This window comes from Leclercia adecarboxylata, assembly GCF_006171285.1.
Classification (GTDB): domain Bacteria; phylum Pseudomonadota; class Gammaproteobacteria; order Enterobacterales; family Enterobacteriaceae; genus Enterobacter; species Enterobacter barmai.
In genome coordinates this window covers 2,999,005-3,022,060 of record NZ_CP040889.1, presented here as the reverse complement: position 1 = coordinate 3,022,060, position 23,056 = coordinate 2,999,005, and the positions used below count along the sequence as shown (strand labels likewise).

23 protein-coding genes and 1 tRNA gene are annotated in these 23,056 nt (G+C 55.2%); 8 read left to right on the top strand and 16 right to left on the bottom strand.

From position 1 onward, the window contains the following. Positions 1–95 precede the first annotated feature (95 nt). A complete protein-coding gene (gene gpt, locus FHN83_RS16180; protein ID WP_032616685.1) occupies positions 96–554 on the bottom strand; it encodes a xanthine phosphoribosyltransferase in 459 nt (152 codons plus the stop codon). A 260-nt stretch (positions 555–814) separates the two neighbouring features. Here gpt and pepD point away from each other — a divergent pair, with 260 nt between their 5' ends. Next, on the top strand, positions 815–2,272 hold the full coding sequence (gene pepD, locus FHN83_RS16175) for a cytosol nonspecific dipeptidase (protein WP_039032092.1): 1,458 nt from the start codon (positions 815–817) through the stop codon (positions 2,270–2,272). A gap of 146 nt (positions 2,273–2,418) precedes the next feature. Here the strand turns inward: pepD and dinB are convergent, their stop codons facing one another. Next, positions 2,419–3,477, bottom strand: a complete 1,059-nt coding sequence (gene dinB, locus FHN83_RS16170) for a DNA polymerase IV (RefSeq protein ID WP_139564372.1) — start codon at positions 3,475–3,477, stop codon at positions 2,419–2,421. A 159-nt stretch (positions 3,478–3,636) separates the two neighbouring features. Between dinB and FHN83_RS16165 the strand changes: the two genes are divergently transcribed. Further along, positions 3,637–4,482, top strand: coding sequence for a glycerophosphodiester phosphodiesterase family protein (locus FHN83_RS16165; protein ID WP_139564371.1), 846 nt, complete (start codon positions 3,637–3,639; stop codon positions 4,480–4,482). Positions 4,483–4,515: 33 nt separating this feature from the next. Here FHN83_RS16165 and nqrM read toward each other — a convergent pair whose 3' ends face one another. The 7 genes from nqrM to FHN83_RS16130 are packed head-to-tail and all read right to left on the bottom strand — an operon-like array spanning position 4,516 to position 10,572. Then, positions 4,516–4,731, bottom strand: coding sequence for a (Na+)-NQR maturation NqrM (gene nqrM / locus FHN83_RS16160; protein WP_176556498.1), 216 nt, complete (start codon positions 4,729–4,731; stop codon positions 4,516–4,518). Further along, positions 4,731–5,954: an NADH:ubiquinone reductase (Na(+)-transporting) subunit F gene (gene nqrF / locus FHN83_RS16155; protein ID WP_039032089.1), complete on the bottom strand. Its 1,224-nt coding sequence runs from the start codon at positions 5,952–5,954 to the stop codon at positions 4,731–4,733. Before nqrF ends, nqrM begins: the two co-directional genes overlap by 1 nt. A gap of 11 nt (positions 5,955–5,965) precedes the next feature. Further along, positions 5,966–6,562 (bottom strand): NADH:ubiquinone reductase (Na(+)-transporting) subunit E, encoded by a 597-nt coding sequence (nqrE, locus tag FHN83_RS16150; RefSeq protein WP_039032088.1) that lies wholly within the window; start codon positions 6,560–6,562, stop codon positions 5,966–5,968. Positions 6,563–6,568: 6 nt separating this feature from the next. Continuing rightward, positions 6,569–7,207, bottom strand: coding sequence for an NADH:ubiquinone reductase (Na(+)-transporting) subunit D (locus FHN83_RS16145; RefSeq protein WP_032616678.1), 639 nt, complete (start codon positions 7,205–7,207; stop codon positions 6,569–6,571). Beyond that, the gene (locus FHN83_RS16140; protein ID WP_039032087.1) at positions 7,200–7,994 is read right to left on the bottom strand and encodes a Na(+)-translocating NADH-quinone reductase subunit C; all 795 of its coding nucleotides are present in this window, start codon (positions 7,992–7,994) and stop codon (positions 7,200–7,202) included. Before FHN83_RS16140 ends, FHN83_RS16145 begins: the two co-directional genes overlap by 8 nt. Continuing rightward, entirely contained in the window at positions 7,987–9,225 is a 1,239-nt protein-coding gene (locus FHN83_RS16135; protein WP_039032086.1) for an NADH:ubiquinone reductase (Na(+)-transporting) subunit B, read from the bottom strand. The genes FHN83_RS16140 and FHN83_RS16135 overlap by 8 nt, the downstream gene beginning before the upstream one ends. 3 nt (positions 9,226–9,228) lie before the next feature. Continuing rightward, on the bottom strand, positions 9,229–10,572 hold the full coding sequence (locus FHN83_RS16130) for a Na(+)-translocating NADH-quinone reductase subunit A (protein WP_139564369.1): 1,344 nt from the start codon (positions 10,570–10,572) through the stop codon (positions 9,229–9,231). A gap of 424 nt (positions 10,573–10,996) precedes the next feature. Between FHN83_RS16130 and dpaA the strand changes: the two genes are divergently transcribed. Then, positions 10,997–11,737: a peptidoglycan meso-diaminopimelic acid protein amidase gene (dpaA, locus tag FHN83_RS16125; RefSeq protein ID WP_039032084.1), complete on the top strand. Its 741-nt coding sequence runs from the start codon at positions 10,997–10,999 to the stop codon at positions 11,735–11,737. Here the strand turns inward: dpaA and FHN83_RS16120 are convergent. Together FHN83_RS16120 and lpcA are read right to left on the bottom strand one after the other, a co-directional pair. After that, positions 11,708–12,475 carry a class II glutamine amidotransferase gene (locus FHN83_RS16120; RefSeq protein WP_039032083.1) on the bottom strand — a complete coding sequence of 256 codons (768 nt, stop codon included), beginning with the start codon at positions 12,473–12,475 and terminating at the stop codon, positions 11,708–11,710. The two genes, dpaA and FHN83_RS16120, sit on opposite strands and share 30 nt — an antisense overlap. Before the next feature lie 45 nt (positions 12,476–12,520). Further along, a complete protein-coding gene (lpcA, locus tag FHN83_RS16115) occupies positions 12,521–13,099 on the bottom strand; it encodes a D-sedoheptulose 7-phosphate isomerase (RefSeq protein ID WP_039032082.1) in 579 nt (192 codons plus the stop codon). Between the two features lie 238 nt (positions 13,100–13,337). Between lpcA and fadE the strand changes: the two genes are divergently transcribed. Beyond that, positions 13,338–15,782 (top strand): acyl-CoA dehydrogenase FadE, encoded by a 2,445-nt coding sequence (fadE, locus tag FHN83_RS16110; protein WP_139564368.1) that lies wholly within the window; start codon positions 13,338–13,340, stop codon positions 15,780–15,782. Positions 15,783–15,891: 109 nt separating this feature from the next. After that, positions 15,892–16,662 (top strand): amidohydrolase, encoded by a 771-nt coding sequence (locus tag FHN83_RS16105; RefSeq protein WP_039032080.1) that lies wholly within the window; start codon positions 15,892–15,894, stop codon positions 16,660–16,662. 97 nt (positions 16,663–16,759) lie between these two features. Here the strand turns inward: FHN83_RS16105 and FHN83_RS16100 are convergent. Together FHN83_RS16100 and dnaQ are read right to left on the bottom strand one after the other, a co-directional pair. Beyond that, positions 16,760–16,836, bottom strand: a tRNA-Asp gene (locus FHN83_RS16100). A gap of 130 nt (positions 16,837–16,966) precedes the next feature. Further along, on the bottom strand, positions 16,967–17,710 hold the full coding sequence (gene dnaQ, locus FHN83_RS16095) for a DNA polymerase III subunit epsilon (RefSeq protein ID WP_138370696.1): 744 nt from the start codon (positions 17,708–17,710) through the stop codon (positions 16,967–16,969). A 145-nt stretch (positions 17,711–17,855) separates the two neighbouring features. Here dnaQ and rnhA point away from each other — a divergent pair, with 145 nt between their 5' ends. Next, positions 17,856–18,323, top strand: coding sequence for a ribonuclease HI (gene rnhA / locus FHN83_RS16090; RefSeq protein WP_039032078.1), 468 nt, complete (start codon positions 17,856–17,858; stop codon positions 18,321–18,323). Here the strand turns inward: rnhA and FHN83_RS16085 are convergent, their stop codons facing one another. Beyond that, complete coding sequence (locus FHN83_RS16085) at positions 18,324–19,040, bottom strand: class I SAM-dependent methyltransferase (RefSeq protein ID WP_039032077.1); 717 nt, start codon at positions 19,038–19,040, stop codon at positions 18,324–18,326. Positions 19,041–19,072: 32 nt separating this feature from the next. Between FHN83_RS16085 and gloB the strand changes: the two genes are divergently transcribed. Continuing rightward, positions 19,073–19,828, top strand: a complete 756-nt coding sequence (gloB, locus tag FHN83_RS16080) for a hydroxyacylglutathione hydrolase (RefSeq protein WP_039032076.1) — start codon at positions 19,073–19,075, stop codon at positions 19,826–19,828. Between the two features lie 71 nt (positions 19,829–19,899). Beyond that, a complete protein-coding gene (gene mltD / locus FHN83_RS16075) occupies positions 19,900–21,267 on the top strand; it encodes a murein transglycosylase D (protein ID WP_039032075.1) in 1,368 nt (455 codons plus the stop codon). 53 nt (positions 21,268–21,320) lie between these two features. Here mltD and FHN83_RS16070 read toward each other — a convergent pair whose 3' ends face one another. Next, positions 21,321–22,091 carry a class I SAM-dependent methyltransferase gene (locus FHN83_RS16070; protein ID WP_139564367.1) on the bottom strand — a complete coding sequence of 257 codons (771 nt, stop codon included), beginning with the start codon at positions 22,089–22,091 and terminating at the stop codon, positions 21,321–21,323. A gap of 76 nt (positions 22,092–22,167) precedes the next feature. After that, positions 22,168–22,968: an endonuclease/exonuclease/phosphatase family protein gene (locus tag FHN83_RS16065; RefSeq protein ID WP_039032074.1), complete on the bottom strand. Its 801-nt coding sequence runs from the start codon at positions 22,966–22,968 to the stop codon at positions 22,168–22,170. Between the last annotated feature and the right edge of the window lie 88 nt (positions 22,969–23,056).

Genomic DNA, 23,056 nt, shown 5'->3' with positions numbered 1-23,056 from the left:
CGCTGCCTCTATAGATACGTCAGAGGGCATCATTGTAACGCGACAGAGGCGAAAAAAATAACGCCCGGCATCACCGGGCGTTAAAAATGTATTTATTAGCGGCCTGAAATAGGTGGGACGAATACGACGCCCATATCCCATGGCTGTTCGATCCAGGTATCCTGCGGGATATCAATGACATAATCGTCAACCAGCGGCTTACCGGCCGGTTTAGCGAAGATGGTAACGAAATGCGCTTTTGGATACATTTCGCGGATAGCGACTGCCGTACCGCCGGTATCAACCAGATCGTCAATCACGATGAAACCTTCACCATCGCCTTCAGCGCGTTTCAGCACTTTCAGCTCACGCTGGTTGTCGTGGTCGTAGCTGGAGATGCACACGGTATCGACATGACGAATACCCAGCTCACGTGCCAGCAGCGCCCCTGGTACCAGACCGCCGCGGCTGACAGCGATAATGCCTTTCCACTGTTCGGATGGCATCAGGCGTGCAGCCAGTTTACGTGCATGAATCTGCAACATGTCCCAGGTGACGATGTATTTTTCGCTCATGTGAATTGTCCCAGCCTGTGTTTATACGGCTTAAAAAGTGTTCGAGGGGGAAAATGGTTGCGCGAGATTATAGAGATCTGAAGCACTAAAAACCAGTGCTAAGCGGTTACAGCGGGAGTTTTTACTTGCTTACCCCTACCAGCCGACAGAGAAAGTGGTATTCTCAAACCCACCTCGCAAGTCTGACTTGTGGTAACTCTTAACCTGCTAACCCCGTGACCTGCAAGATTGTCTGCAGGAGATCGACAAGGAGACTTACTGTGTCTGAACTGTCTCAACTATCGCCACAACCGCTGTGGGATATTTTTGCCAAAATCTGCTCCATTCCTCATCCGTCCTATCACGAAGAACAGCTTGCCGAACACATTATGGGCTGGGCGAAGGAAAAAGGGCTGCACGCCGAACGCGACCAGGTTGGCAACATTCTGATCCGTAAACCTGCTACCGCAGGCATGGAAAACCGTAAACCTGTTGTGCTGCAGGCTCACCTGGACATGGTGCCACAGAAGAACAACGACACCGTTCACGATTTCACCAAAGACCCGATTCAGCCGTACATCGATGGCGACTGGGTTAAAGCCCGGGGCACCACCCTGGGTGCGGATAACGGCATCGGTATGGCCTCTGCGCTGGCGGTGCTGGCCGACGACCGCGTTGAGCATGGCCCGCTGGAAGTGCTGCTGACCATGACCGAAGAAGCCGGTATGGATGGCGCATTTGGTCTGCAGGCAAACTGGCTGCAGGCGGATATCCTGATCAATACCGATTCCGAAGAGGAAGGCGAAATCTACATGGGTTGCGCGGGCGGTATCGACTTTATCTCCACGCTGCCACTGACCCGTGAAGCGATCCCGGCAGGGTTCCAGACCTTTAAGCTGACGCTGAAAGGGCTGAAAGGCGGCCACTCCGGCGCTGACATTCACTTAGGTTTGGGCAATGCCAACAAGCTGCTGGCCCGTTTCCTGGCCGGTCATGCTGCCGAACTGGATCTGCGTCTGGTGGATTTCAACGGCGGTACGCTGCGTAACGCTATCCCGCGTGAAGCCTTCGCGACCCTGGCCGTTGCCGCAGACAAAGCCGATGCGCTGAAAAAGCTCTCCTCCGTTTATGTGGATATCCTGAAAAACGAACTGGAAGCCAAAGAGAAGAACCTGACCATGGTTCTGGAAGCGATCGCCAGCGATAAAGCGGCGCTGACTGAAGCGTCACGCGATCGTTTTGTTCAGCTGCTGAACGCCACGCCAAACGGCGTGATCCGCAACTCCGACGTGGCGAAAGGCGTGGTGGAAACCTCCCTGAACGTCGGCGTGGTGACCATGGGTGACGACAGCGCAGAGATCATCTGCCTGATCCGCTCCCTGATCGACAGCGGTAAAGACTACGTGGTGAGCACGCTGGAATCTCTGGGCAAACTGTCTGGCGCGAAAACCGTCGCCAAAGGCAGCTACCCGGGCTGGCAGCCGGATGCAAGCTCTCCGGTGATGGCGCTGGTGCGTGAAACTTATCAGCGTCTGTTCAACAGCACGCCGAACATTCAGATTATTCACGCAGGTCTGGAATGCGGTCTGTTTAAAAAGCCGTACCCGGACATGGACATGGTGTCCATCGGGCCAACCATTACCGGTCCGCACTCTCCGGATGAGCAGGTTCATATCGAAAGCGTGGGAAATTACTGGACCCTGCTGACCGAACTGCTGAAAGCGATTCCGGCTAAGTAAGGTGCGGTCTGATGCCCGGCGGCACTGCGTTTGCCGGGCCTACGGACAGTGCCATACGGATTAATGCCCTTTGTAGGCCCGGTAAGCTTCAGCGCCACCGGGCAGTAGTTTGTAGGCCCGGTAAGCGTTAGCGCCACCGGGCTTTTTTACAGCCCCAGCACCAGCTGTCGTTCCAGCTGCGGATCCAGCAGCGTGACGTGTAACCCCACCAGCCGAACCCCGCGTCCTGCCCGACGCTCTTCCCAGGTTTTCTTCGCGGTCGCAATCAGATCCTCTTTGTTGAGACGCGGCCAGACGTGTTCCTGCGTGGTTTGCTGAAAGTCGTTAAACTTCAGCTTCACCCCCTGGCGGGCAATCAGCAGATCCGGTTTGACCTTCGTAAGCCGCCGCTCCAGTTCAGGATAAAGCTGTTCAACAATGATGGCTTCGCAGGCTTCCCACTCGTGGATATCCTCGGCGAGCGTCCGTTCCACACCAACCGATTTACGCAGCCGCTCGCTGTTAACATTGCGCTCGTCAATGCCCTGGCTGCGCTCCCACAGCACGCGGCCAAACTTACCAAAGCGCTTGAGCAGCATCGCCAGATCGCTTTTTTGCACATCTTCGCAGGTGCGCAGCCCCATGCTCTCCAGCCGGGAGGCGGAGACTTTACCCACGCCCGGGATCTTGCCGAGCGGCAGCGTTTTGATAAACGCCGGAACCTCGTCAGGGGTAATCACATACTGGCCGTCGGGCTTATTGAGGTCCGAGGCGATTTTGGCGAGAAATTTTACCGGCGCGACGCCCGCCGAAGCGGTGAGCTGCAGTTCATTGAAAATCGTCTGGCGGATCTCCTGAGCCATCAGCGTGGCGGAACCGTGACAGTGCAGGCTGTCGGTGACGTCCAGATAGGCTTCGTCCAGCGACAGGGGTTCAATCAGGGAGGTGTAGCGGGAAAAGATTTCACGGATATGGTGAGACGCTTCTTTATAGGCATCAAAGCGCCCCGGCAAGAGGGTAAGATGGGGACAAAGTTTTAATGCCATCGCGGTTGGCATGGCGCTGCGCACGCCAAACTTGCGCGCCGGATAGTTAGCTGTACTGATCACGCCACGCCGTTCGCGACTGCCGCCAATGGCAATGGGGATATCCCGCAGCGCCGGGTTGTCCCGCATCTCCACCGCAGCAAAAAAACAGTCCATATCGACATGGATGATTTTGCGCATCGTCTTCACCATACCTGTAATTACATCCAGTATAACAAAGTACAAAAAATGCGTCAGCAGTTTTACTGTCTCAATTCTGTCACTAAATCGTGGTACAAGATCCCGTCAATAAATCGTTAAAATTCATAAAATTAAAATATTTTAAATGGAAAATTATTCATGAAAAAGATGATTATTGCTTCACTGCTGATCGCCACTCACGCCTGGGCGGACCCACAGATTATCGCCCACCGTGGTGGAACCGCAGACGCACCAGAGAATACCCTTCCGGCGATCGCGCTGGCGCTGGAAAACCACGCTCAGGCTATCTGGATTACCGTACAGCTCAGCCGTGACGGCGTGCCTGTCCTGTATCGTCCCAGCGATTTAAGTGCGTTAACCACGGCGCAGGGAAAAGTGTCCCGGTATACCCAGGCGGAACTCGCGACGTTTAATGCAGGCGCGAAATGGAAAGAGAATGTCGCTGGCGCCACGATCCCGACGCTGAAAGCCGTGCTTGAACGCTGGCCTGAGACTCCGTTCTACATTGATATCAAATCCCCTGATGCAGATCCGGCAGAAATGGGCAAACAGCTGCTTACCGTGCTGAAAGAGACCAATAGCCTGAAACGCGTGCGCGTGTACTCAACGGAAGATCGCTATCTGGATGCTCTGCCAGCTGAAATTTCACGCTTTGTCACCCGGAGTGAAACCCGTACCCGGCTGGCAAATATCTCGCTGAACCACGTGTGCCAGACGCCAGCAAAGAAAATGGAGGCGTACTGGTACGGGCTGGAGCTGAACCGCAAGGTGGAAGTGGTGGAAAAGTTCACCCTTGGCGAGGGTGTTTCTCCGGCAACCCTGACCTGGGATAAAGAGGCGATGGACTGTTTCCGCTCTCAGGGTAATGGACACATTATCCTGCTGGGAGTCAATTCCGCAGGGGATTACCAGAAAGCAAAAGCCCTGGGGGCAGACGGCGTGATGGTCGATTCTCCCGCTCAGGCGCGAGAGTGGCTGAAGTAAAAAAATCAGGCCGCTGTATGCGGCCTGTTTATTTCAGAGGATCCTGTTTTGCTGGCGCTGTGCCTCTCGCTCCATGCGCTTTTTGCGCGCGTCGCAAGGCTCAGGACAATCGCAGACTTTCTCCATCCCCAGGGAAGAGATGCCGCCGCAGCTGCCCTGAATGCTTTTGCGCTTAATCAGCCAGCCGAGCGACATGCCGAAGATCACCAGCACAAAGACGACAAAGGTCAGCACGAAGGTCATCATCATCAGCCTCCAAAATCATCCAGCATGATGTTCTCATCTTCCACGCCCAGATCCTGCAGCATTTTAATGACTGCTGCGTTCATCATTGGCGGACCACACATGTAGAACTCGCAGTCTTCCGGTGCGGCGTGGTGCTTCAGATAGTTTTCATACAGCACGTTATGAATGAAGCCGGTATAGCCGGTCCAGTTGTCTTCCGGCTGCGGATCGGAAAGCGCAATATGGAAGCTAAAGTTCGGGTTATCCCGCGCCAGCTGCTCAAACTCCTCCTGATAGAACATCTCGCGCAGGGAGCGGGCGCCGTACCAGAAGCTGATTTTACGCTGGCTGCCGAGACGCTTAAGCTGGTCGAAAATGTGCGAGCGCATCGGCGCCATTCCGGCTCCGCCGCCGATAAAGACCATTTCGGCGTCGGTCTCTTTGGCAAAGAACTCACCAAACGGCCCGGAGATGGTGACTTTATCCCCCGCTTTCAGCGACCAGATATAGGAAGACATGATCCCCGGTGGTGCATCCGGCACGCCTGGCGGCGGCGTAGCAATACGCACGTTGAGCATAATGATGCCCTTCTCTTCCGGGTAGTTAGCCATGGAGTAGGCGCGAAGCGTCGGCTCTTTGACCTCAGAGACAAAGCGGAACAGGTTGAATCTGTCCCAGTCGCCGCGGTACTGCTCAGGCACATCAAAATCTTTATAGGCGACAGTATGTTCCGGGCACTCGATCTGAATGTAGCCGCCCGCACGGAACGGCACATCTTCGCCATCGGGCACGCGCAGTTTCAGCTCTTTAATGAAGGTGGCTTTGTTATCGTTGGAGATAACCTCGCACTCCCACTTCTTCACGCCGAAGATCTCCTCCGGCAGTTCGATCTTCATGTTCTGGCGCACCGCCACCTGGCACGCCAGACGACAGCCCTCTTTCGCCTCACGCTTGCTGATGTGCGACAGCTCGGTCGGCAGGATATCGCCACCGCCCTCTTTAACAGTGACCCGGCATTGTCCGCACGAGCCGCCGCCGCCACAGGCAGAGGAGATAAAAATGCCGTTGCCAGAGAGCGTGTTCAGCAGTTTGTCGCCCGCAGGCGTCCGGATCTGCTTGTCTGCCTCATCGTTAATCTCAATGATCACATCGCCGGAATTGACCAGCTTTGATCGCGCTACCAGAATCAGCCCCGAGAGCACCAGCACGATCAGCGTGAACATCACCACGCCAAGAATAATTTCCATACAATTTGCCCTTACAGCTGCACACCGGAGAAGGACATAAAGCCCAGCGCCATCAGACCGGTGGTGATAAAGGTGATCCCTAAGCCGCGCAACCCGGCCGGCACGTTGGCATACTTCATTTTTTCGCGCAGACCCGCCATCGCCACGATAGCCAGCATCCAGCCAATACCGGAGCCGAAGCCGTACACCACCGACTCGGTAAAGTTATAATCACGCTGCACCATGAACGACACGCCACCGAAGATGGCGCAGTTCACCGCAATCAGCGGCAGGAAGATGCCCAGCGCGGTATACAGTGACGGGAAGTACTTATCGAGGATCATCTCGAGGATCTGCACCAGCGCCGCAATCACCCCAATGAAGGTAATGAAGTTGAGGAAGCTCAGATCAACGCCCTCAACCAGCGCGCTGTCGCGCAGCACCAGATTAAAGACCAGGTTATTGATCGGCACCGCCAGACCCAGCACTACCGTAACGGCAACGCCCAGGCCAAAGGCCGTCGACACCTTTTTCGACACCGCGAGGAAGGTACACATCCCGAGGAAAAACGCGAGCGCCATGTTTTCGACAAACACCGCGCGCACAAACAGACTAATGTAATGAGCCATTGTCGGTTACTCCTTTTCCTGCTGTTCAGGACGCCAGGTTCTCACCGCCCAGATCAGCAAACCGATAATGAAGAACGCGCTGGGCGCCAGCAGGAACAAGCCGTTTGGCAGATACCAGCCACCGTTTTGCACGGTGTCCAGCACGGTGATACCAAACAGTTTGCCGCTGCCGATAAGCTCGCGCAAGAAACCGACCGTCAGCAGGATCACGCCATAGCCAAGACCGTTGCCGATACCGTCCATAAAGCTGGCCAGCGGCGGCATTTTCATCGCATAGGCTTCTGCACGCCCCATCACGATGCAGTTGGTGATGATCAGGCCCACAAAGACCGACAGCTGTTTTGAGGTTTCGTAGGCAAACGCCCGCAGCAGCTGATCCACCACGATCACCAGCGAAGCGATGATCGCCATCTGCACGATAATGCGCACGCTGTTCGGGATATGGTGGCGGATCATCGAGATAAACATGCTGGAAAACGCCGTCACCAGCGTCACCGCCAGGGTCATCACCACCGCGGTTTCCAGTTTTGTCGTGACCGCCAGCGCCGAACAGACACCCAGCACCTGCAGGGTAATCGGGTTATTGGCGATGAGCGGCCCGATAAGAACCCGTTTAACTTCTTTCAGTTCGCCCGCATCAGCCATTGTTCAGCTCTCCTTCACGTACCTTCTTAAGAAAAGGACCAAAACCCATCTCGCCCATCCAGAAATCAAAGCTGTGCTGCACGCCGTTTGAGGTCAGCGTGGCGCCCGACAGGCCGTCGACAGCGTACTCATCACCCTGACGCGCTCCACCTTTCACCACTTTCAGCGCCGGCTGGCCGTTGTCATCCAGCACTTTTTTGCCGATAAACTGCGCGCGCCAGGCCGGGTTTTCCACTTCACCGCCCAGCCCCGGGGTTTCGCCCTGATCGTAGTAGGTGATGCCCTTAACGGTGCGGCCATCGGTATTCAGAGCCACAAAGGCATACATCATCGACCACAGGCCGTTGCCGTAGATCGGCAGGACCAGCTCCTGAACGCGCTGTTGTTCATCTCGCACCAGATAGATCTCCGCCGTATTGCTGCGGCGTTTGATACCTGCCGGATCCTGGCTGGCATCCAGTTCGGTGCTGCGCTGCGGATCTTTCAGCGCCTGAGCCTGGTTATAGCCAGACGGGTCGGTCTCGAGCAGTTCGCCGGTGTTGAGATCAACCAGACGCGGCGTGATGCGTGAGGCAAAGGTCTGCGCCACGTCTTCAGCGCTCATTTCACCGTTCATCAGCCCCGCTACGGCCAGGATGTTTCTTTGTTTATCGAGAGCGCGTTGCTCTTGCTGACGGGACTTAAGTCCCACCGCAGATCCTGCCACCACAATGGAGCAGACCAGGCAAAGCACCACCACCACCATCAGCGTCTTGCCGATGCTGTCATTATTTTTAATCTCAGCCACGCGCCTTCCTCCGCTTGATGTTGGCACGCACCACCAGGTAATCGAACAGCGGCGCAAACAGGTTGGCGAACAGGATCGCCAGCATCATCCCTTCCGGATAGGCCGGGTTAACGACACGGATCAGCACGCACATCGCGCCAATCAGCGCCCCGTAATACCATTTTCCTTTATTGGTAAAGGACGCCGAAACCGGGTCGGTAGCCATAAACATCATGCCGAAGGCGAAACCGCCCAGCACCAGATGCCAGTACCACGGCATGGCAAACATGGGATTCGTCGCCGAGCCAATCAGGTTAAACAGCGTTGCGGTAAGGATCATGCCGAGCATGACGCCCGCCACGATGCGCCAGGAGGCGACGCGGCCAAACAGAATGATGGCCCCGCCAATCAGGATCATCAGCGTGGAGACTTCACCTATCGAGCCTGGAATGTTGCCGATAAAGGCATCGAACCAGCTGACCGGCTGTCCAGTGGCGTTATTGACCAGCGCTTCCCCGCCGCGGGCAGCCCACTGGGACAGAGGCGTCGCGCCGGAAAAACCGTCTGCGGCCGTCCAGACCAGATCGCCGGAGATTTGCGCTGGGTAAGCAAAGAACAGGAACGCGCGTCCGGCAAGAGCCGGGTTAAGGAAGTTGCGCCCGGTGCCACCGAAGATCTCCTTCGCAATCACCACGCCAAAGCTGATCCCCATCGCCGCCTGCCATAGCGGTAACGTCGGCGGCACAATCAGGGCGAACAAAATCGAGGTAACAAAGAAGCCTTCGTTGATCTCGTGCTTGCGCACGATGGCGAACAGCACTTCCCAGAAGCCACCGACCAGAAATACCGTCATGTAGATGGGCAGGAAGTAGACTGCCCCCAGCGTCATCATGCTGATCCAACCGGCATCCGCGGCAAAGCTGACGCCCAACATCTGCGCCACCCGGTAGTGCCAGTCGCCCGCGATGATCTGCTGCAGCTGCTGGGCATCATAAAGATGGTTCAGCGCCGGAATGGTTTGCAGCCCGACGTTGTACATGCCCCAGAACATTGCCGGGAACACGGCGAACCAGACGAGGATCATCATGCGCTTGAGGTCAATGGCATCACGCACGTGCGCGGCGCCTTTAGTGACCTGCCCTGGCGTATAGAGGAGCGTCGCCGTCGCTTCAAACAGCGGGTAGTACTTTTCCAGCTTGCCGCCGTGGGTAAAGTGCGGCTCTATTTTTTCAATGAGATGTTTCAGGCCCATCAGTTATCCTTCCTGCTCAATGCGGGTTAACACCTCGCGCAATACGGGTCCGTATTCGTATTTTCCGGGGCAAACGTAGGTGCAGAGCGCCAGGTCTTCTTCATCCAGCTCCAGGCAGCCCAGCGCCTGTGCGCTATCGGTATCACCCGCCAGCAGATCGCGCAGCAGCATGGTCGGCAGAATATCGAGAGGCATTACCCGCTCGTAGTTGCCGATAGGCACCATCGCCCGCTCGCCACCGTTGGTATCCGTTGAGAAGTTAAACAGCTTGTTGCGCAGGAAATGGCCCAGCGTCGTGCGGGTCACGGAGAACTTCTCTTTGCCCGGCATCACCCAGCCAAACAGCTCTTTCTCACGCCCCTCTTTCACCACGCTGACCTGCAAATGGAAGCGCCCGAGATATGCCTGGGTGCCCACCGCATGCCTGCCGCTCAGCACAGAGCCCGAAATATGACGGTTTTCGCCCTCGAGGGTTTCGTCCACCAGCAGCTCGTTGATGTCCGCGCCCATACAGGTGCGCACCAGACGCGGATTGCGCATCTGCGGGCCGCCCAGGGCGATCACTCGCTCGGTGCAAAGCTGGCCGGTGGTGAACAGCTTGCCGATGGCGATAGCGTCCTGGTAGTTCAGATGCCACACCTGTTTGGTCAGGCTGACCGCCTCCAGGAAATGGATATGAGTGCCTGGAAGGCCTGCCGGATGCGGCCCGGCAAAGGTGTTGAAGGTCACTTGCCCCTGCGGATGCCCGCCCAGTTTGCCGCCGCTCGCCTGGCAGACATGCACCTTGCCCTCCGTCAGGCGCGTAAGCACGGTCAGCCCGGCATCAAAAGCCTGACGCTCGGCCAGAATAATGGGCTGCGGGTCGGCGCAGAGCGGATTGGTGTCGATGGCGGTGACAAAGATAGCGGCCGGAACGGTGTCGGGCACCGGGGTTTTGCTGAAGGGGCGGGTACGAAATGCCGTCCACAGCCCCGATTCCAGCAGTTGCGACTGTACGGCCTGGCGGGTGAGCGTGGCGAGATCCGAAGATTCGTGGCGGGTAAACTCTCGCTCACCCTCCCCTTCAGTCCGGATCACTACCGACTGCAATATCCGGCGCTCGCCACGATTGATGGCGACCACCGTCCCGCTGGCGGGCGCAGTAAAGAGGACCCCAGGATTTTTTTTATCCTCGAATAACGCCTGCCCCTTGATGACGCTGTCGCCTTCCTGCACCAGCATAGTGGGACGCATGCCCACGTAATCATCCCCCAGAATCGCAACGTGGCGGGGCGGCGCGCAGGGAGAAATCTGCTGTTCTGGAATGCCGGAAATCGGCAAATCAAGTCCTTTTCTGATTCTAATCATAGTGTTAATTGATATCCATGAATAACCGTTCCGGCCAGCAAGCCGGACAAGTCAGAAGTCGTTGCACAGGAAAAGAAAGGTGGCGAGAAGTCGCTGATGTGACCAGCAGGATCGCGGATGATCCTGAAAAAGCTCCCTTTCTTGACCTTCGGTCGTAAGACGCGCGCAGTGTACCATTTTCCACCATCATGAGGCAGAGATAACGCAGCGGCGGGTGCTAAAATGCGACCGATTACGCAAAGTTCTCAATGCCAGCGGAGTCAATCCAGGTTATAAGGTAAAACTATTTTGTAAACCCACGCGCCGACGCTTGCGAAAAAATGCAGTGGTGCTAATGTGAGCGCTCCTAATACAGATAATTCTGAGTTCGGGTCTCTTTTGCCGTCCTGGCAAGTTGGTTAGGTTTTATCAAGGAACATGTAGTATGCGTAAAATCGCATTGTTCATTGCGATGCTTCTTATTCCGTGCGTTTCGTTTGCCGGGCTGCTCAGCAGCAACAGCTCAACAACGCCGATTAGCAAAGAATACAAACAGCAGTTGATGGGCTCTCCAGTCTATATCCAGATCTATAAGGAAGAGCGCACGTTAGACCTGTTCGTGAAGATGGGTGAGACGTATCAGCTGCTCGACAGCTATAAAATCTGTAACTACTCCGGCGGCCTCGGCCCGAAACAGCGTCAGGGCGATTTCAAAAGCCCGGAGGGGTTCTACAGCGTTCAGCGTAGCCAGCTAAAACCCGACAGCCGCTTCTATAAAGCCATCAACATTGGTTTCCCGAATGCCTTTGACCGTGCGCATGGTTATGACGGGAAATACCTGATGATCCACGGTGCCTGCGTGTCGGTGGGTTGCTACGCGATGACGGACAGCGGTATTGATGAGATCTTCCAGTTTGTGACCGGCGCGCTGGTGTTTGGCCAGTCTGCCGTGCAGGTGAGCATCTATCCGTTCCGCATGACCGATGCCAATATGCAGCGTCACAAGAGCTCATACTACGCCGATTTCTGGAAACAGCTGAAGCCGGGTTATGACTACTTCCAGCAGACGCATAAGCCCCCGACCGTTTCGGTGGTGGATGGACGTTACGTGGTCAGCAAGCCGCTGAGCCACGAGGTCGTCCAGCCACAGCTGGCGTCAAACTACTCTCTCCCCGAGACAAAATAAGATCCACTCGCCTGGCATGATTTTTTGCCAGGCTTCATTGCCCGTCAGCGGCTGAGTAGCGATAACCGTGACCACATCGTTGGGTGTGGTTTCGGTCTGAAAATCAATTTCCACATCCTGATCCAGCAGTTTTGCCACACCAAAGGGCGCCCGCCGGGTGATCCAGAACAGGTTCGTCGAGCAGAACGCCATCACATAACGCCCGTCCGACAGCAGCATATTAAAGACACCTTTCTCCCGCAGCTCCGCCGCCAGCGAGGCGATGTATTTAAAGACCGCGGTCATGTTGCCCGGCGTGCGCGGATAGCGTTCGGTCAGCTTGTGCAGCAGCCAGCAGAAGGCCTTTTCGCTGTCGGTTTCCCCCACCGGACGGAAGTTGCCCGTCTCCAGTGATTTATAACCGCTCAGCTGGCCGTTATGGGCGTAGGTCCAGTTGCGTCCCCACAGCTCGCGGGTAAAAGGATGGGTATTTTCCAGCGCCACTTCACCCCGGTTGGCCTGGCGGATATGCGCTACCACCGAGCAGGATTTAATGGGATAGTCCTGCACCAGTCTGGCAATGGGTGAATTGAAGCTGGGTTGTGGATCCTTGAACGTGCGACAGCCTTTTCCTTCGTAGAAGGTAATACCCCAGCCGTCTTTATGCGGCCCGGTTCCTCCACCGCGCTGCACCAGCCCGGTGAAACTAAAGCAGATATCGGTTGGCACATTGGCGCTCATCCCGAGCAGTTCGCACATACATCACCTCCACAACAGCGGGGGCATATTGCCCCCAGCGAAGTCTTACTTAACCATCTCTTTTTCGATCAGTTGAATCAGGATATGAATCACTTTGATGTGAATTTCCTGAACACGGTCAGCGTAACCGAAATGCGGCACGCGGATTTCGATATCCGCAGAACCGGCCATTTTGCCGCCGTCTTTACCGGTCAGGGTGATCACTTTCATCCCTTTTTCACGTGCGGCTTCGATCGCTTTGATCACGTTGGCGGAGTTGCCTGAGGTGGAAATCCCCAGCAGAACATCCCCTTCACGGCCCACGGCTTCAACATAACGCGAAAAGATGTGATCGTAACCGAAGTCATTGCCCACGCAGGAGATGTGGCTGACGTCAGAGATCGCAATCGCCGGGTAGCCCGGACGGTTTTCGCGATAACGGCCGGTCAGCTCTTCGGCAAAGTGCATGGCATCGCAATGCGAACCGCCATTGCCGCAGGAGAGGACTTTACCGCCCGCTTTGAAGCTGTCGGCCAGCAGGACCGCCGCGCGCTGAATAGCGTGGATATTGGCTTCATCTTTCAGAAAGTTGGCCAGCGTTTCCGCCGCTTCGTTCAGTTCGTTACGAATAAGATCCTGGTACATGAGGATAATCCTTCAGTATTGATGAAATAACAGAGCAAGTTTACCGGATAGCGGTAAAAGCGAGAAGCTAAAGCCGCGCGAATCGTCGGACGTTTTGCTTTTTTGTGCCGGGTAAAACCTGAACAATGTGAACCAGGTTGTAATTATTTTGTGAATGCATTGCTAAAAGAAATAACATCCACTACAACCATATCATCACAAGTGGTCAGACCTCCTACAAGACAGGGAGCAATTCTTTATGATGATTTTAAGTATTCTCTTAACCGTTGTTCTGCTCGGGGTGTTGTTCTATCACCGGGTCAGCTTAATTCTGAGCAGCCTTATCTTACTGGCCTGGACCGCTGCGCTGGGCGTAACCGGCATCTGGAACACCTGGGTGCTGGTTCCGCTGGCGATTATTCTGGTGCCGTTCAACGTCACTTCCATGCGTAAATCGCTGATTTCTGCACCGGTATTCCGTGGCTTCCGCAAAGTGATGCCGCCGATGTCGCGTACCGAAAAAGAGGCGATTGACGCGGGCACCACCTGGTGGGAAGGCGAGCTGTTCCAGGGCAACCCAGACTGGAAAAAGCTGCATAACTACCCGCAGCCGCGCCTTACTACTGAAGAACAGGCGTTTATTGACGGCCCGGTTGAAGAAGCCTGCCGCATGGCGAATGACTTCCAGATCACCCATGAGATGGCCGATCTGCCGCCGGAACTGTGGGCATTTTTAAAAGAGCATCGCTTCTTCGCGATGATCATCAAGAAAGAGTACGGCGGGCTGGAGTTCTCTGCTTACGCCCAGGCTCGCGTGCTGCAAAAACTGTCTGGCGTCTCCGGGATCCTGGCGATCACCGTCGGCGTGCCTAACTCCTTAGGCCCGGGTGAACTGCTGCAACATTACGGTACCGAAGAGCAAAAAAATCACTACCTGCCGCGTCTGGCGCGTGGCCTCGAGATCCCTTGCTTTGCACTCACCAGCCCGGAGGCGGGTTCCGATGCGGGCGCTATTCCGGATACCGGCGTGGTCTGCATGGGCGAGTGGCAGGGCGAGCAGGTTCTGGGTATGCGTCTGACCTGGAACAAGCGTTACATTACGCTGGCACCCATTGCCACCGTGCTGGGCCTGGCGTTTAAACTCTCTGACCCGGACAAACTGTTAGGCGGCGAAGAGGATCTGGGCATCACCTGTGCGCTGATCCCAACCAGCACCCCTGGCGTTGAGATTGGTCGTCGTCACTTCCCGCTGAACGTGCCGTTCCAGAACGGTCCGACCCGCGGTCAGGATATCTTTGTACCGATTGATTACATCATCGGCGGGCCGAAAATGGCCGGTCAGGGCTGGCGCATGCTGGTGGAATGTCTGTCCGTTGGCCGCGGCATTACCCTGCCGTCGAATTCCACGGGCGGTCTGAAATCGGTAGCAATGGGGATTGGCGCTTACGCTCACATCCGCCGTCAGTTCAGAATCTCTATCGGTAAGATGGAAGGGATCGAGGAGCCGCTGGCCCGTATCGCAGGCAACGCCTACGTGATGGATGCCGCCGCTTCCTTAATTACCTACGGCATCATGCTGGGCGAAAAACCGGCTGTGCTGTCAGCTATCGTGAAGTACCACTGTACCCACCGTGCACAGCAGTCCATCATCGATGCGATGGATATTGCCGGCGGTAAAGGTATTATGCTGGGTGAAGGCAACTTCCTGGCGCGTGGCTATCAGGGCGCACCGATTGCCATCACCGTTGAAGGGGCGAACATTCTGACCCGCAGCATGATGATCTTCGGCCAGGGCGCAATTCGCTGCCATCCCTACGTGCTGGAAGAGATGGCTGCCGCCCAGAACAACGATGTTGATGCGTTCGATAAGCTGCTGTTTAAACATATCGGTCACGTCGGCAGTAACAAAATGCGCAGCCTGTGGCTGGGTCTGACCCGCGGCCTGACGAGCGCCACGCCAACCGGCGATGCGACCCGTCGTTACTACCAGCATCTGAACCGTCTGAGTGCCAACCTTGCGCTGCTCTCTGACGTGTCGATGGCGGTACTGGGCGGTAGCCTGAAGCGTCGGGAGCGTATTTCTGCTCGTCTGGGTGATGTGCTGAGCCAGATCTTCCTCGCCTCGGCAGTGCTGAAGCGCTACGACGATGAAGGCCGTCATGAAGCGGATCTGCCGCTGGTGCACTGGGGCGTGCAGGATGCGCTGTATCAGGCGGAACAGGCTATCGACGATCTGCTGGTGAACTTCCCGAACCGCTTTGTGGCGGGCGCCCTGCGCGTGGTGATCTTCCCGACCGGCCGTCACTATCTGGCACCGTCCGATAAGTTGGATCATAAAGTTGCGAAGATCCTGCAGGTTCCGAGCGCCACCCGCTCACGTATCGGCCGCGGTCAGTATCTGGCCCCGACCGAGCATAACCCGGTCGGTCTGCTGGAAGAGGCGCTGCTGGACGTGATGGCTGCCGATCCGATTCATCAGAAGATCTGCAAACAGCTGGGTAAAAACCTGCCGTTCACCCGTCTGAACGAACTGGCTAAAGAAGCCCTGGCGGGCGGCATCATTACTAAAGATGAAGCAGACCTGCTGATCAAAGCGGAAGAGAGCCGTCTGCGCAGTATTAACGTTGATGATTTTGACGCTGAAGAGCTGGCGACGCAGCCGGTAAAGCTGAAAGAGATAGTGCGTAAACCTGAAGCCGCCTAACCCGTTTCAGTAGACAAAACCCCGCCTGGTGCGGGGTTTTTTATTGCCACCCGTTTCTGTGATTGTCGTGCTACAGTGTCAAAATGGGGTTATTCGAGGAGTCTTAACTGTGCCTGGTTTGAAGATTACGCTTTTGCAACAACCGCTGGTGTGGATGGATGGTCCGGCCAACCTGCGCCATTTTGATCGTCAACTGGAAGAGATCGCCGGACGCGACGTCATTATCCTGCCGGAAATGTTCACCACCGGGTTTGCCATGGAAGCAGCTAAACAGTCCCTGCCACAGGACGAGCTGATCGCCTGGATGCAGGCCAGAGCGCAGCAAACCCAGGCATTAATTGCTGGCAGCGCCGCGCTGCAGACCGAGCGCGGGCCGGTTAACCGTTTTCTGCTGGTAGAGCCCGAAGGCAAGGTGCATTTCTACGACAAGCGCCACCTGTTCCGCATGGCGGACGAGCACCAGCATTACGAAGCGGGTAACGAGCGCGTCGTATTTGAGTGGCGCGGCTGGCGCATCCTGCCGTTGGTCTGTTACGACCTGCGCTTCCCGGTGTGGTCGCGTAACCGTAACGATTATGATCTGGCCCTGTATGTCGCTAACTGGCCTGCCCCACGCTCGCTGCACTGGCAGGCGCTGCTGACGGCACGGGCGATTGAAAACCAGGCCTATGTCGCTGGCTGCAACCGGGTGGGTACCGACGGCAATGGTCATCACTACCGTGGCGACAGCCGGGTGATTAGTCCGCAGGGCGAGATTATTGCCTCCGCTGAGCCGCATCACGCCACACGTATTGATGCCGAGCTGTCGCTGACCGCGTTGCGAGAGTACCGGGAGAAGTTTCCTGCCTGGCAGGATGCCGATCCGTTCAGTATCGGTTAACTGTGTGCCGGGTGGCCTGGAGGTTGCCCGGCAAATTTTACCTGGCGAATAAAATGAGAAAGGCCTGAGTCATTGCTGACTCAGGCCTTCTGAATAGTGGCGGAACGGACGGGACTCGAACCCGCGACCCCCTGCGTGACAGGCAGGTATTCTAACCGACTGAACTACCGCTCCGCTGTGTTCCCTTGGGAACGAGGCAGATATTACGGTTTGCCCTCGATCCCGTCAATGCTTTTTCTCAGCTTTTGAATCGTTTGCTGCAAAAACGATCCGAACGGTCATTTTACCAGCGTTTCAGCCACTTTTATCCGCGCCAGAGGCAGCTTCCGCCCTTCTTCTGCACCAGATCGAGACGGGATTCATGCGCCATTAACTCCTCATCGCTGGCAAGTATGACGCGCAGCGCACTGGACTGACGAATAACGCGCTGAATTTCGCTTTCGCCGGACTGCTGCTGTGCATCGCTATCGGAACTAAATGCCAGGGCGGTCTGGCCGCCCGTCATGATCAGATAGACGTCTGCCAGGATCTGGGCATCGAGCAGTGCCCCGTGTAGCGTTCGTTTGCTGTTGTCTATTTCATAGCGTGAGCACAATGCATCAAGGCTGTTCCGCTTGCCGGGGAACATCTTCCTTGCCATCGCCAGGCTATCGGTGACCTTGCAGAAGGTGTCTGTCTTCGGCAGGCCTCGGTTGAGCTTGCTGAATTCATAATCCATAAAGCCGATATCGAACGAGGCATTATGAATGACCAGCTCGCCGCCTTTGATGTAGTCGATGAATTCATCGGCGACGTCAGCAAAGGTGGGTTTATCCAGCAGAAATTCATCGGCAATCCCGTGAACCCCAAAGGCTTCCGGGTCCACCAGCCGGTCTGGCTTCAGATAAACGTGAAAGTTATTGCCGGTAAGACGGCGGTTAACCACCTCCACCGCACCGATCTCAATGATCTTATGCCCTTCATAGTGGGCACCGATCTGGTTCATACCGGTGGTTTCGGTATCGAGGACAATGATCCTGTCGGCGTTATGTGTGTCTGCAATACTCATTCTGTCAGCCTGTTCGTTTTAACGACGACATTGTAAACAACCTGACCAGGCGTTCAAAGGCTAATTCACAGGGACTTTATTTTGCAGTGCTGATGGCGACCATTTATGTCAGACTTACCGTTTTGATTACAGGATGTCTGCCAGGATGCGTAAACAGGTAGAGATTTACACCGACGGATCGTGCCTCGGCAACCCGGGGCCGGGCGGCTACGGTGCGATTTTGCGTTATCGTGAACACGAAAAAACCTTCAACGAAGGTTTTCGCCTGACGACCAACAACCGTATGGAGTTGATGGCCGCGATTGTGGCTCTCGAGGCGCTGAAAGAGCACTGTGATATCGTGCTGAGCACCGACAGCCAGTATGTACGCCAGGGGATCACCCAGTGGATCCATAACTGGAAAAAACGCGGCTGGAAAACCGCGGATAAAAAACCGGTGAAGAATGTCGATCTCTGGCAACGCCTGGATGCGGCGCTTAGCCAGCATAAAATCCAGTGGGAATGGGTGAAAGGCCACGCCGGACATCCTGAAAACGAACGTTGCGACGAACTGGCGCGCGCTGCCGCAATGAATCCTCAGCATGAGGATGTAGGATACAAACCGGAAGCCTGATCAGGGCTTTCGGTACTGTCGCGTGGCGCCGACGGCGGCACGCAACCGCGTTTTTGCCTTGCTTTGCTTCATGGGATTTAGCGTCAGAGGGATCGTTCTCTTACGTGCCACAATCAGTTGCATACAGCCCAGCGCCGGAAAATGGGTGCTGAGCATCTTCCCCCCCTGCCGCGTCCAGGGTATCACCTGAAAACCGCTCTGGTACATCACCTCATAATTGAGCAGCGAGAGCCAGTCCAGTTGGCGCATCAGGGTAAACATGCGGCTGTTATACGGCGGGGTGCGGCGCAGCACCGGCACCAGCTTTCGGAGCCCCATCAGGCTCATCGGGTTAAATCCGCTGATCACGAGCCAGCCGTCGTCAATCAGCACCCGATCGGCTTCCCGCAGCAACCGGTGCGGATCATCGCACCAGGGCAGCGAATGCGCCAGCAGGCAGGCATCAACGGATTTCTCAGCAAACGGCAGCTGTAACGGGTTGGCCTTCACCTGAACGGGCTCACCGCCCAGAGAAACATTGACCTGATGCGAAATCGCGCAGCTTTCAGAGTTGATTTCCGCGCTCAGATTGCCAATCTTAAGCAGGTGGAAACCATACATTTTCGCAAACCAGGGCTTAAGCTGCTGCTCAAGCGCTTCACGATAGTATTCACCCCAGGGCAACTCCGCCCAGTGTTTCGGTGCGGTAACAATCTGAGGTATCCTTGCCGGTTTCATCAAAACACCCGCCACGCTATGAGAGGTAATGTATGAATCTTAACAGTATTTCTGCTTTTCAGGACAATTACATCTGGGTTTTGAGCAATGATGATGGTCGTTGTGTGATTGTCGATCCTGGCGAGGCTGAGCCGGTGTTGAAAGCCATTGAGCAAAACCAGTGGCAGCCGGAAGCGATTTTGCTGACGCACCACCATCATGACCACGTTGGCGGCGTGGCGGCTATCTGCGCAAAATTTCCGCATCTTGTGGTATACGGTCCCGCAGAGACACAAAATAAGGGAACAACGCGCGTAGTCAAAGATGGCGAAAAGATCCTCATTCTTGGGTTGGAATTTTCTGTAATTGCCACACCTGGTCACACTTCCGGACATATTTCGTACTTCAGTTTTCCTTATCTTTTCTGTGGGGACACAATGTTCTCTGGGGGCTGCGGAAGGCTGTTCGAAGGCACGCCATCCCAGATGTATCAGTCCTTTAAGAAAATTGACGCCCTGCCCGAAGATACTCTGATTTGTTGCGCACATGAATACACTTTAGCGAATATGAAGTTTGCGATGCACATCCTGCCAGAGGATACAGCGATTCAGGAATATTATCGCAAAGTGAATGAGTTACGCGCAAAAAACCAAAAAACACTCCCCGTAACTCTGAAAAATGAACGTAAAATTAATTTATTTCTCAGAACAGATGATGTTGATTTAGTTAAAAAAATTAAAGAAGAAACAAATATGTTACAACCTGAGGATTGTTTTGCATGGTTAAGGTCAAAGAAAGATGACTTCTGACAATTGCGGGTTGCCTTTTTAATTATTCGTCGTTATCATCGCTCGTCTTTTAAGCAACTATTGACACACACATGAAGGCAAAAGCGATATTACTCGCCTCTGTCCTGCTTGTGGGTTGCCAGGCGTCTCAGAACACTGGCAACGTACAACAGCACGCACAGAGCCTTTCTGCAGCTGGTCAAGGGGAAGCAGGGAAGTTTACAAGTCAATCGCGATGGGCAGACGATGGGACGTCTTTCGCACAGGATCAAGACTTGTGGGTCTCTATTGGCGACGAGCTAAAGATGGGAATTCCGGAAAACAGCCGGATTCGCGAACAGAAACAGAAGTATTTAAGCAATAAGAGCTATCTCCACGATGTAACTTTACGGGCAGAGCCGTATATGTACTGGATAGCAGGGCAAGTTAAGAAACGTAACATGCCCATGGAACTGGTACTACTACCCATAGTGGAGAGCGCTTTTGACCCGCACGCAACGTCTGGCGCCAAGGCCGCAGGTCTTTGGCAGATCATACCGAGCACAGGGCGAAATTATGGTTTAAAACAGACCCGCAACTACGATGCGCGTCGTGATGTAGTCGCTTCGACGACTGCCGCTCTCGACATGATGCAACGTCTGAACAAGATGTTCGACGGTGACTGGCTGCTGACGGTCGCTGCTTATAATAGCGGTGAGGGTCGTGTACTGAAGGCAATGAAAGCGAATAAAGCACGGGGTAAACCTACCGACTTTTGGTCGCTTCCACTGCCACGGGAAACCAAATTATACGTACCTAAAATGCTGGCTTTGAGTGAAATATTCAAAAACAGCAAACAGTACGGCGTGCAGTTGCCGACCTCAGACGAAAGTCGTGCGCTGGCGAGAGTGCGTATCAACAACCCTGTTGAACTGAGACAGGTTGCGGATATGGCAGGTATCTCGGTGACCAAACTGAAAGCCTTCAACGCAGGTGTTAAAGGCTCTACGCTTGGTAACAGCGGACCGAAGTACGTTCTGGTGCCGCAGAAACACGCTGAACAGTTACGGGTATCTCTGGCGGCGGGTGAAATTGAAGCGGTTCAGTCTACGTTGATTGCGGATAACACACCGCTTAACAGCCGTAGCTATCAGGTACGTACAGGCGATACGCTTTCAGGCATCGCATCACGTCTCGGCGTGAGCACTAAAGATCTGCAGCAGTGGAACAAGCTGCGCGGCTCTAGCCTTAAAGTGGGCCAGAACCTGACGATTGGCGCAGGTAACAGCGCGCAGCGTCTCGCCAATAACAGCGATAGCATTACCTATCGCGTACAAAAAGGTGATTCGCTTTCCAGTATTGCTAAGCGTCATGGCGTGAACATCAAAGATGTGATGCGCTGGAACAGCGATACGGACAATCTGCAGCCTGGCGACCGGATAACGTTGTTTGTGAAAAATAACGCCACCCCGGACTCCTGATTTCAGAGACCAGCTGTGAAAAAGGCACCGATTCCCCTCGGTGCCTTTTTTGTTTATCCCGCCTTTTGGGCTTCCGCCAGAATGGTATCGCTGGTAAACGAGCCCTCTTCCTGCAGCTCAAAGTAGGCTTTGACCTCGGCAGAGGCGCTATCCTGATACAGGCGAATCGCCTGGCTCAGAGCCTCTGGGGTGCGCATACGGGCGATCCACGAAGAAAACTCCAGCGTCAACCGGTCAGTCTGCAACGATCGCGAGATCAGCCCCGCCTCGGTTAACATGGACAACCACTCGCCGCTGGAATAGTTGCGGACATGCGAAGTATCCCGCAGCGCTTCCACCGTCTGTAACCAGATATCACGTACCGGGTGGCCCGGCGACATGATATCCATGATGATAACCAGACCACCCGGCTTCAGTACCCTTTTAACCTCGCGCAACGCCTGGCCGACATCATGCCAGTGGTGCGCCGAATAGCGGCTAATCACAATATCAAACGTTTGATCGTCAAAGGGTAAGGATTCCGCATAGCCCTGACGGGTGGTGATATTACTTAATCCCTTCTCACTGGCCGCGGCTGATACCACCTCCAGCATCTGGCTGGACAAGTCGTATGCGGTCACATGCGCCACCTGCTGCGCCGCCACGAAGCTGGCATGACCCGCCCCGCAGCCTAAATCAAGGACGCTGGCCTCAGGAAAATCGGCCAGACGTTCAGCCAGCCGCTGCAAATCGCGCCCGGATGCGTGCACCGCGCTCGTCAGATAGGCCTTAGCCTGGGAGCCAAACTGTTTTTCTACGTTGTCATGATGGGACTGTGTTGTCATTTTGCTGTCCTTCGGTTGATGAAAAATAAAGGGCAGCACCCGCGCAGGCCTGCCCCACGGCAGACCTGACGCACCTCTATCTCTCAGGTTTGCCGGGACTGAATTCAACTAGTAGCGGATTGTGATCGGACGCGCGAGTCACCAGCACAGAGGCTTCGCTCACGTTCAAACCACGATAGAAGACAAAATCGAGGGGGCGACCAAAGGCCTTGCGCCGCTGGTCATCGGTAAAGCGTACTTCGCGCAGCGACATCTCACGCGCAAAGCGATACAGCGCATTCATTCGCGGGCGGCTCCAGGCATTGAAATCACCGGCCATCACCACCGGGCCGCTGTGATGCGCAATCTGATCGCCAATAGGCAGCAACTGCTTACTGTACACATCCACGCCGAGACTGAAGTTGACCGCGTGGATATTCACCACCATCAGCAGACGGGTATCCGGCAGCGGATAGACGGTGACGAGGGCGGATTTCGCCAGGCGCAGAAGCGGTTCGCGTTCGCGCAATGGGCAGCAATAAACGGGATGCGCAGCAGAAAGCGTCATTACTCCTGATGGATGCTGGGGTAAGACAAACGCCGGAACCTGGTCGGCAGCGAGATAGTTGGTGGTTGCAAACCTGACCAGTTCAGGCGTGGTTTGCGCCTCCTGCAACAGCACCAGATGAGCATCTTTGCCAAAATTCTGCAGGACAGATAACCATTCAGCACGTTGCTGTTTGAAGATATTCCATACCAGCACGCGAATTTTTTCGTCGCTGCTTAAAGGCGCCCCCGCAGGTAATGCCTGGCCAATGCTCGCAAACGACCCCGGAGGTAAGATCCTCTCCGCGGGTTGTCCGGCAACATAACGCATGGCATAGGTATTTTTTCGCACGGTGTGAAACGACCTCTATCAACAAGAACCCGTCCAGAATCAGTAGCGGGTTCTAATGTTATAGGGTTTTCAGCTCACACTTTCAACG

Bases quoted from the DNA above. Each gene is read 5' to 3' on its own strand.
- gpt (WP_032616685.1), bottom strand. From the start codon at position 554: ATGAGCGAAAAATACATCGTCACCTGGGACATGTTGCAGATTCATGCA.
- dinB (WP_139564372.1), bottom strand. From the start codon at position 3,477: ATGCGCAAAATCATCCATGTCGATATGGACTGTTTTTTTGCTGCGGTG.
- FHN83_RS16165 (WP_139564371.1), top strand. From the start codon at position 3,637: ATGAAAAAGATGATTATTGCTTCACTGCTGATCGCCACTCACGCCTGG.
- nqrM (WP_176556498.1), bottom strand. From the start codon at position 4,731: ATGATGATGACCTTCGTGCTGACCTTTGTCGTCTTTGTGCTGGTGATC.
- nqrF (WP_039032089.1), bottom strand. From the start codon at position 5,954: ATGGAAATTATTCTTGGCGTGGTGATGTTCACGCTGATCGTGCTGGTG.
- nqrE (WP_039032088.1), bottom strand. From the start codon at position 6,562: ATGGCTCATTACATTAGTCTGTTTGTGCGCGCGGTGTTTGTCGAAAAC.
- FHN83_RS16145 (WP_032616678.1), bottom strand. From the start codon at position 7,207: ATGGCTGATGCGGGCGAACTGAAAGAAGTTAAACGGGTTCTTATCGGG.
- FHN83_RS16135 (WP_039032086.1), bottom strand. From the start codon at position 9,225: ATGGGCCTGAAACATCTCATTGAAAAAATAGAGCCGCACTTTACCCAC.
- FHN83_RS16130 (WP_139564369.1), bottom strand. From the start codon at position 10,572: ATGATTAGAATCAGAAAAGGACTTGATTTGCCGATTTCCGGCATTCCA.
- dpaA (WP_039032084.1), top strand. From the start codon at position 10,997: ATGCGTAAAATCGCATTGTTCATTGCGATGCTTCTTATTCCGTGCGTT.
- FHN83_RS16120 (WP_039032083.1), bottom strand. From the start codon at position 12,475: ATGTGCGAACTGCTCGGGATGAGCGCCAATGTGCCAACCGATATCTGC.
- lpcA (WP_039032082.1), bottom strand. From the start codon at position 13,099: ATGTACCAGGATCTTATTCGTAACGAACTGAACGAAGCGGCGGAAACG.
- fadE (WP_139564368.1), top strand. From the start codon at position 13,338: ATGATGATTTTAAGTATTCTCTTAACCGTTGTTCTGCTCGGGGTGTTG.
- dnaQ (WP_138370696.1), bottom strand. From the start codon at position 17,710: ATGAGTATTGCAGACACACATAACGCCGACAGGATCATTGTCCTCGAT.
- rnhA (WP_039032078.1), top strand. From the start codon at position 17,856: ATGCGTAAACAGGTAGAGATTTACACCGACGGATCGTGCCTCGGCAAC.
- FHN83_RS16085 (WP_039032077.1), bottom strand. From the start codon at position 19,040: ATGAAACCGGCAAGGATACCTCAGATTGTTACCGCACCGAAACACTGG.
- gloB (WP_039032076.1), top strand. From the start codon at position 19,073: ATGAATCTTAACAGTATTTCTGCTTTTCAGGACAATTACATCTGGGTT.
- mltD (WP_039032075.1), top strand. From the start codon at position 19,900: ATGAAGGCAAAAGCGATATTACTCGCCTCTGTCCTGCTTGTGGGTTGC.
- FHN83_RS16070 (WP_139564367.1), bottom strand. From the start codon at position 22,091: ATGACAACACAGTCCCATCATGACAACGTAGAAAAACAGTTTGGCTCC.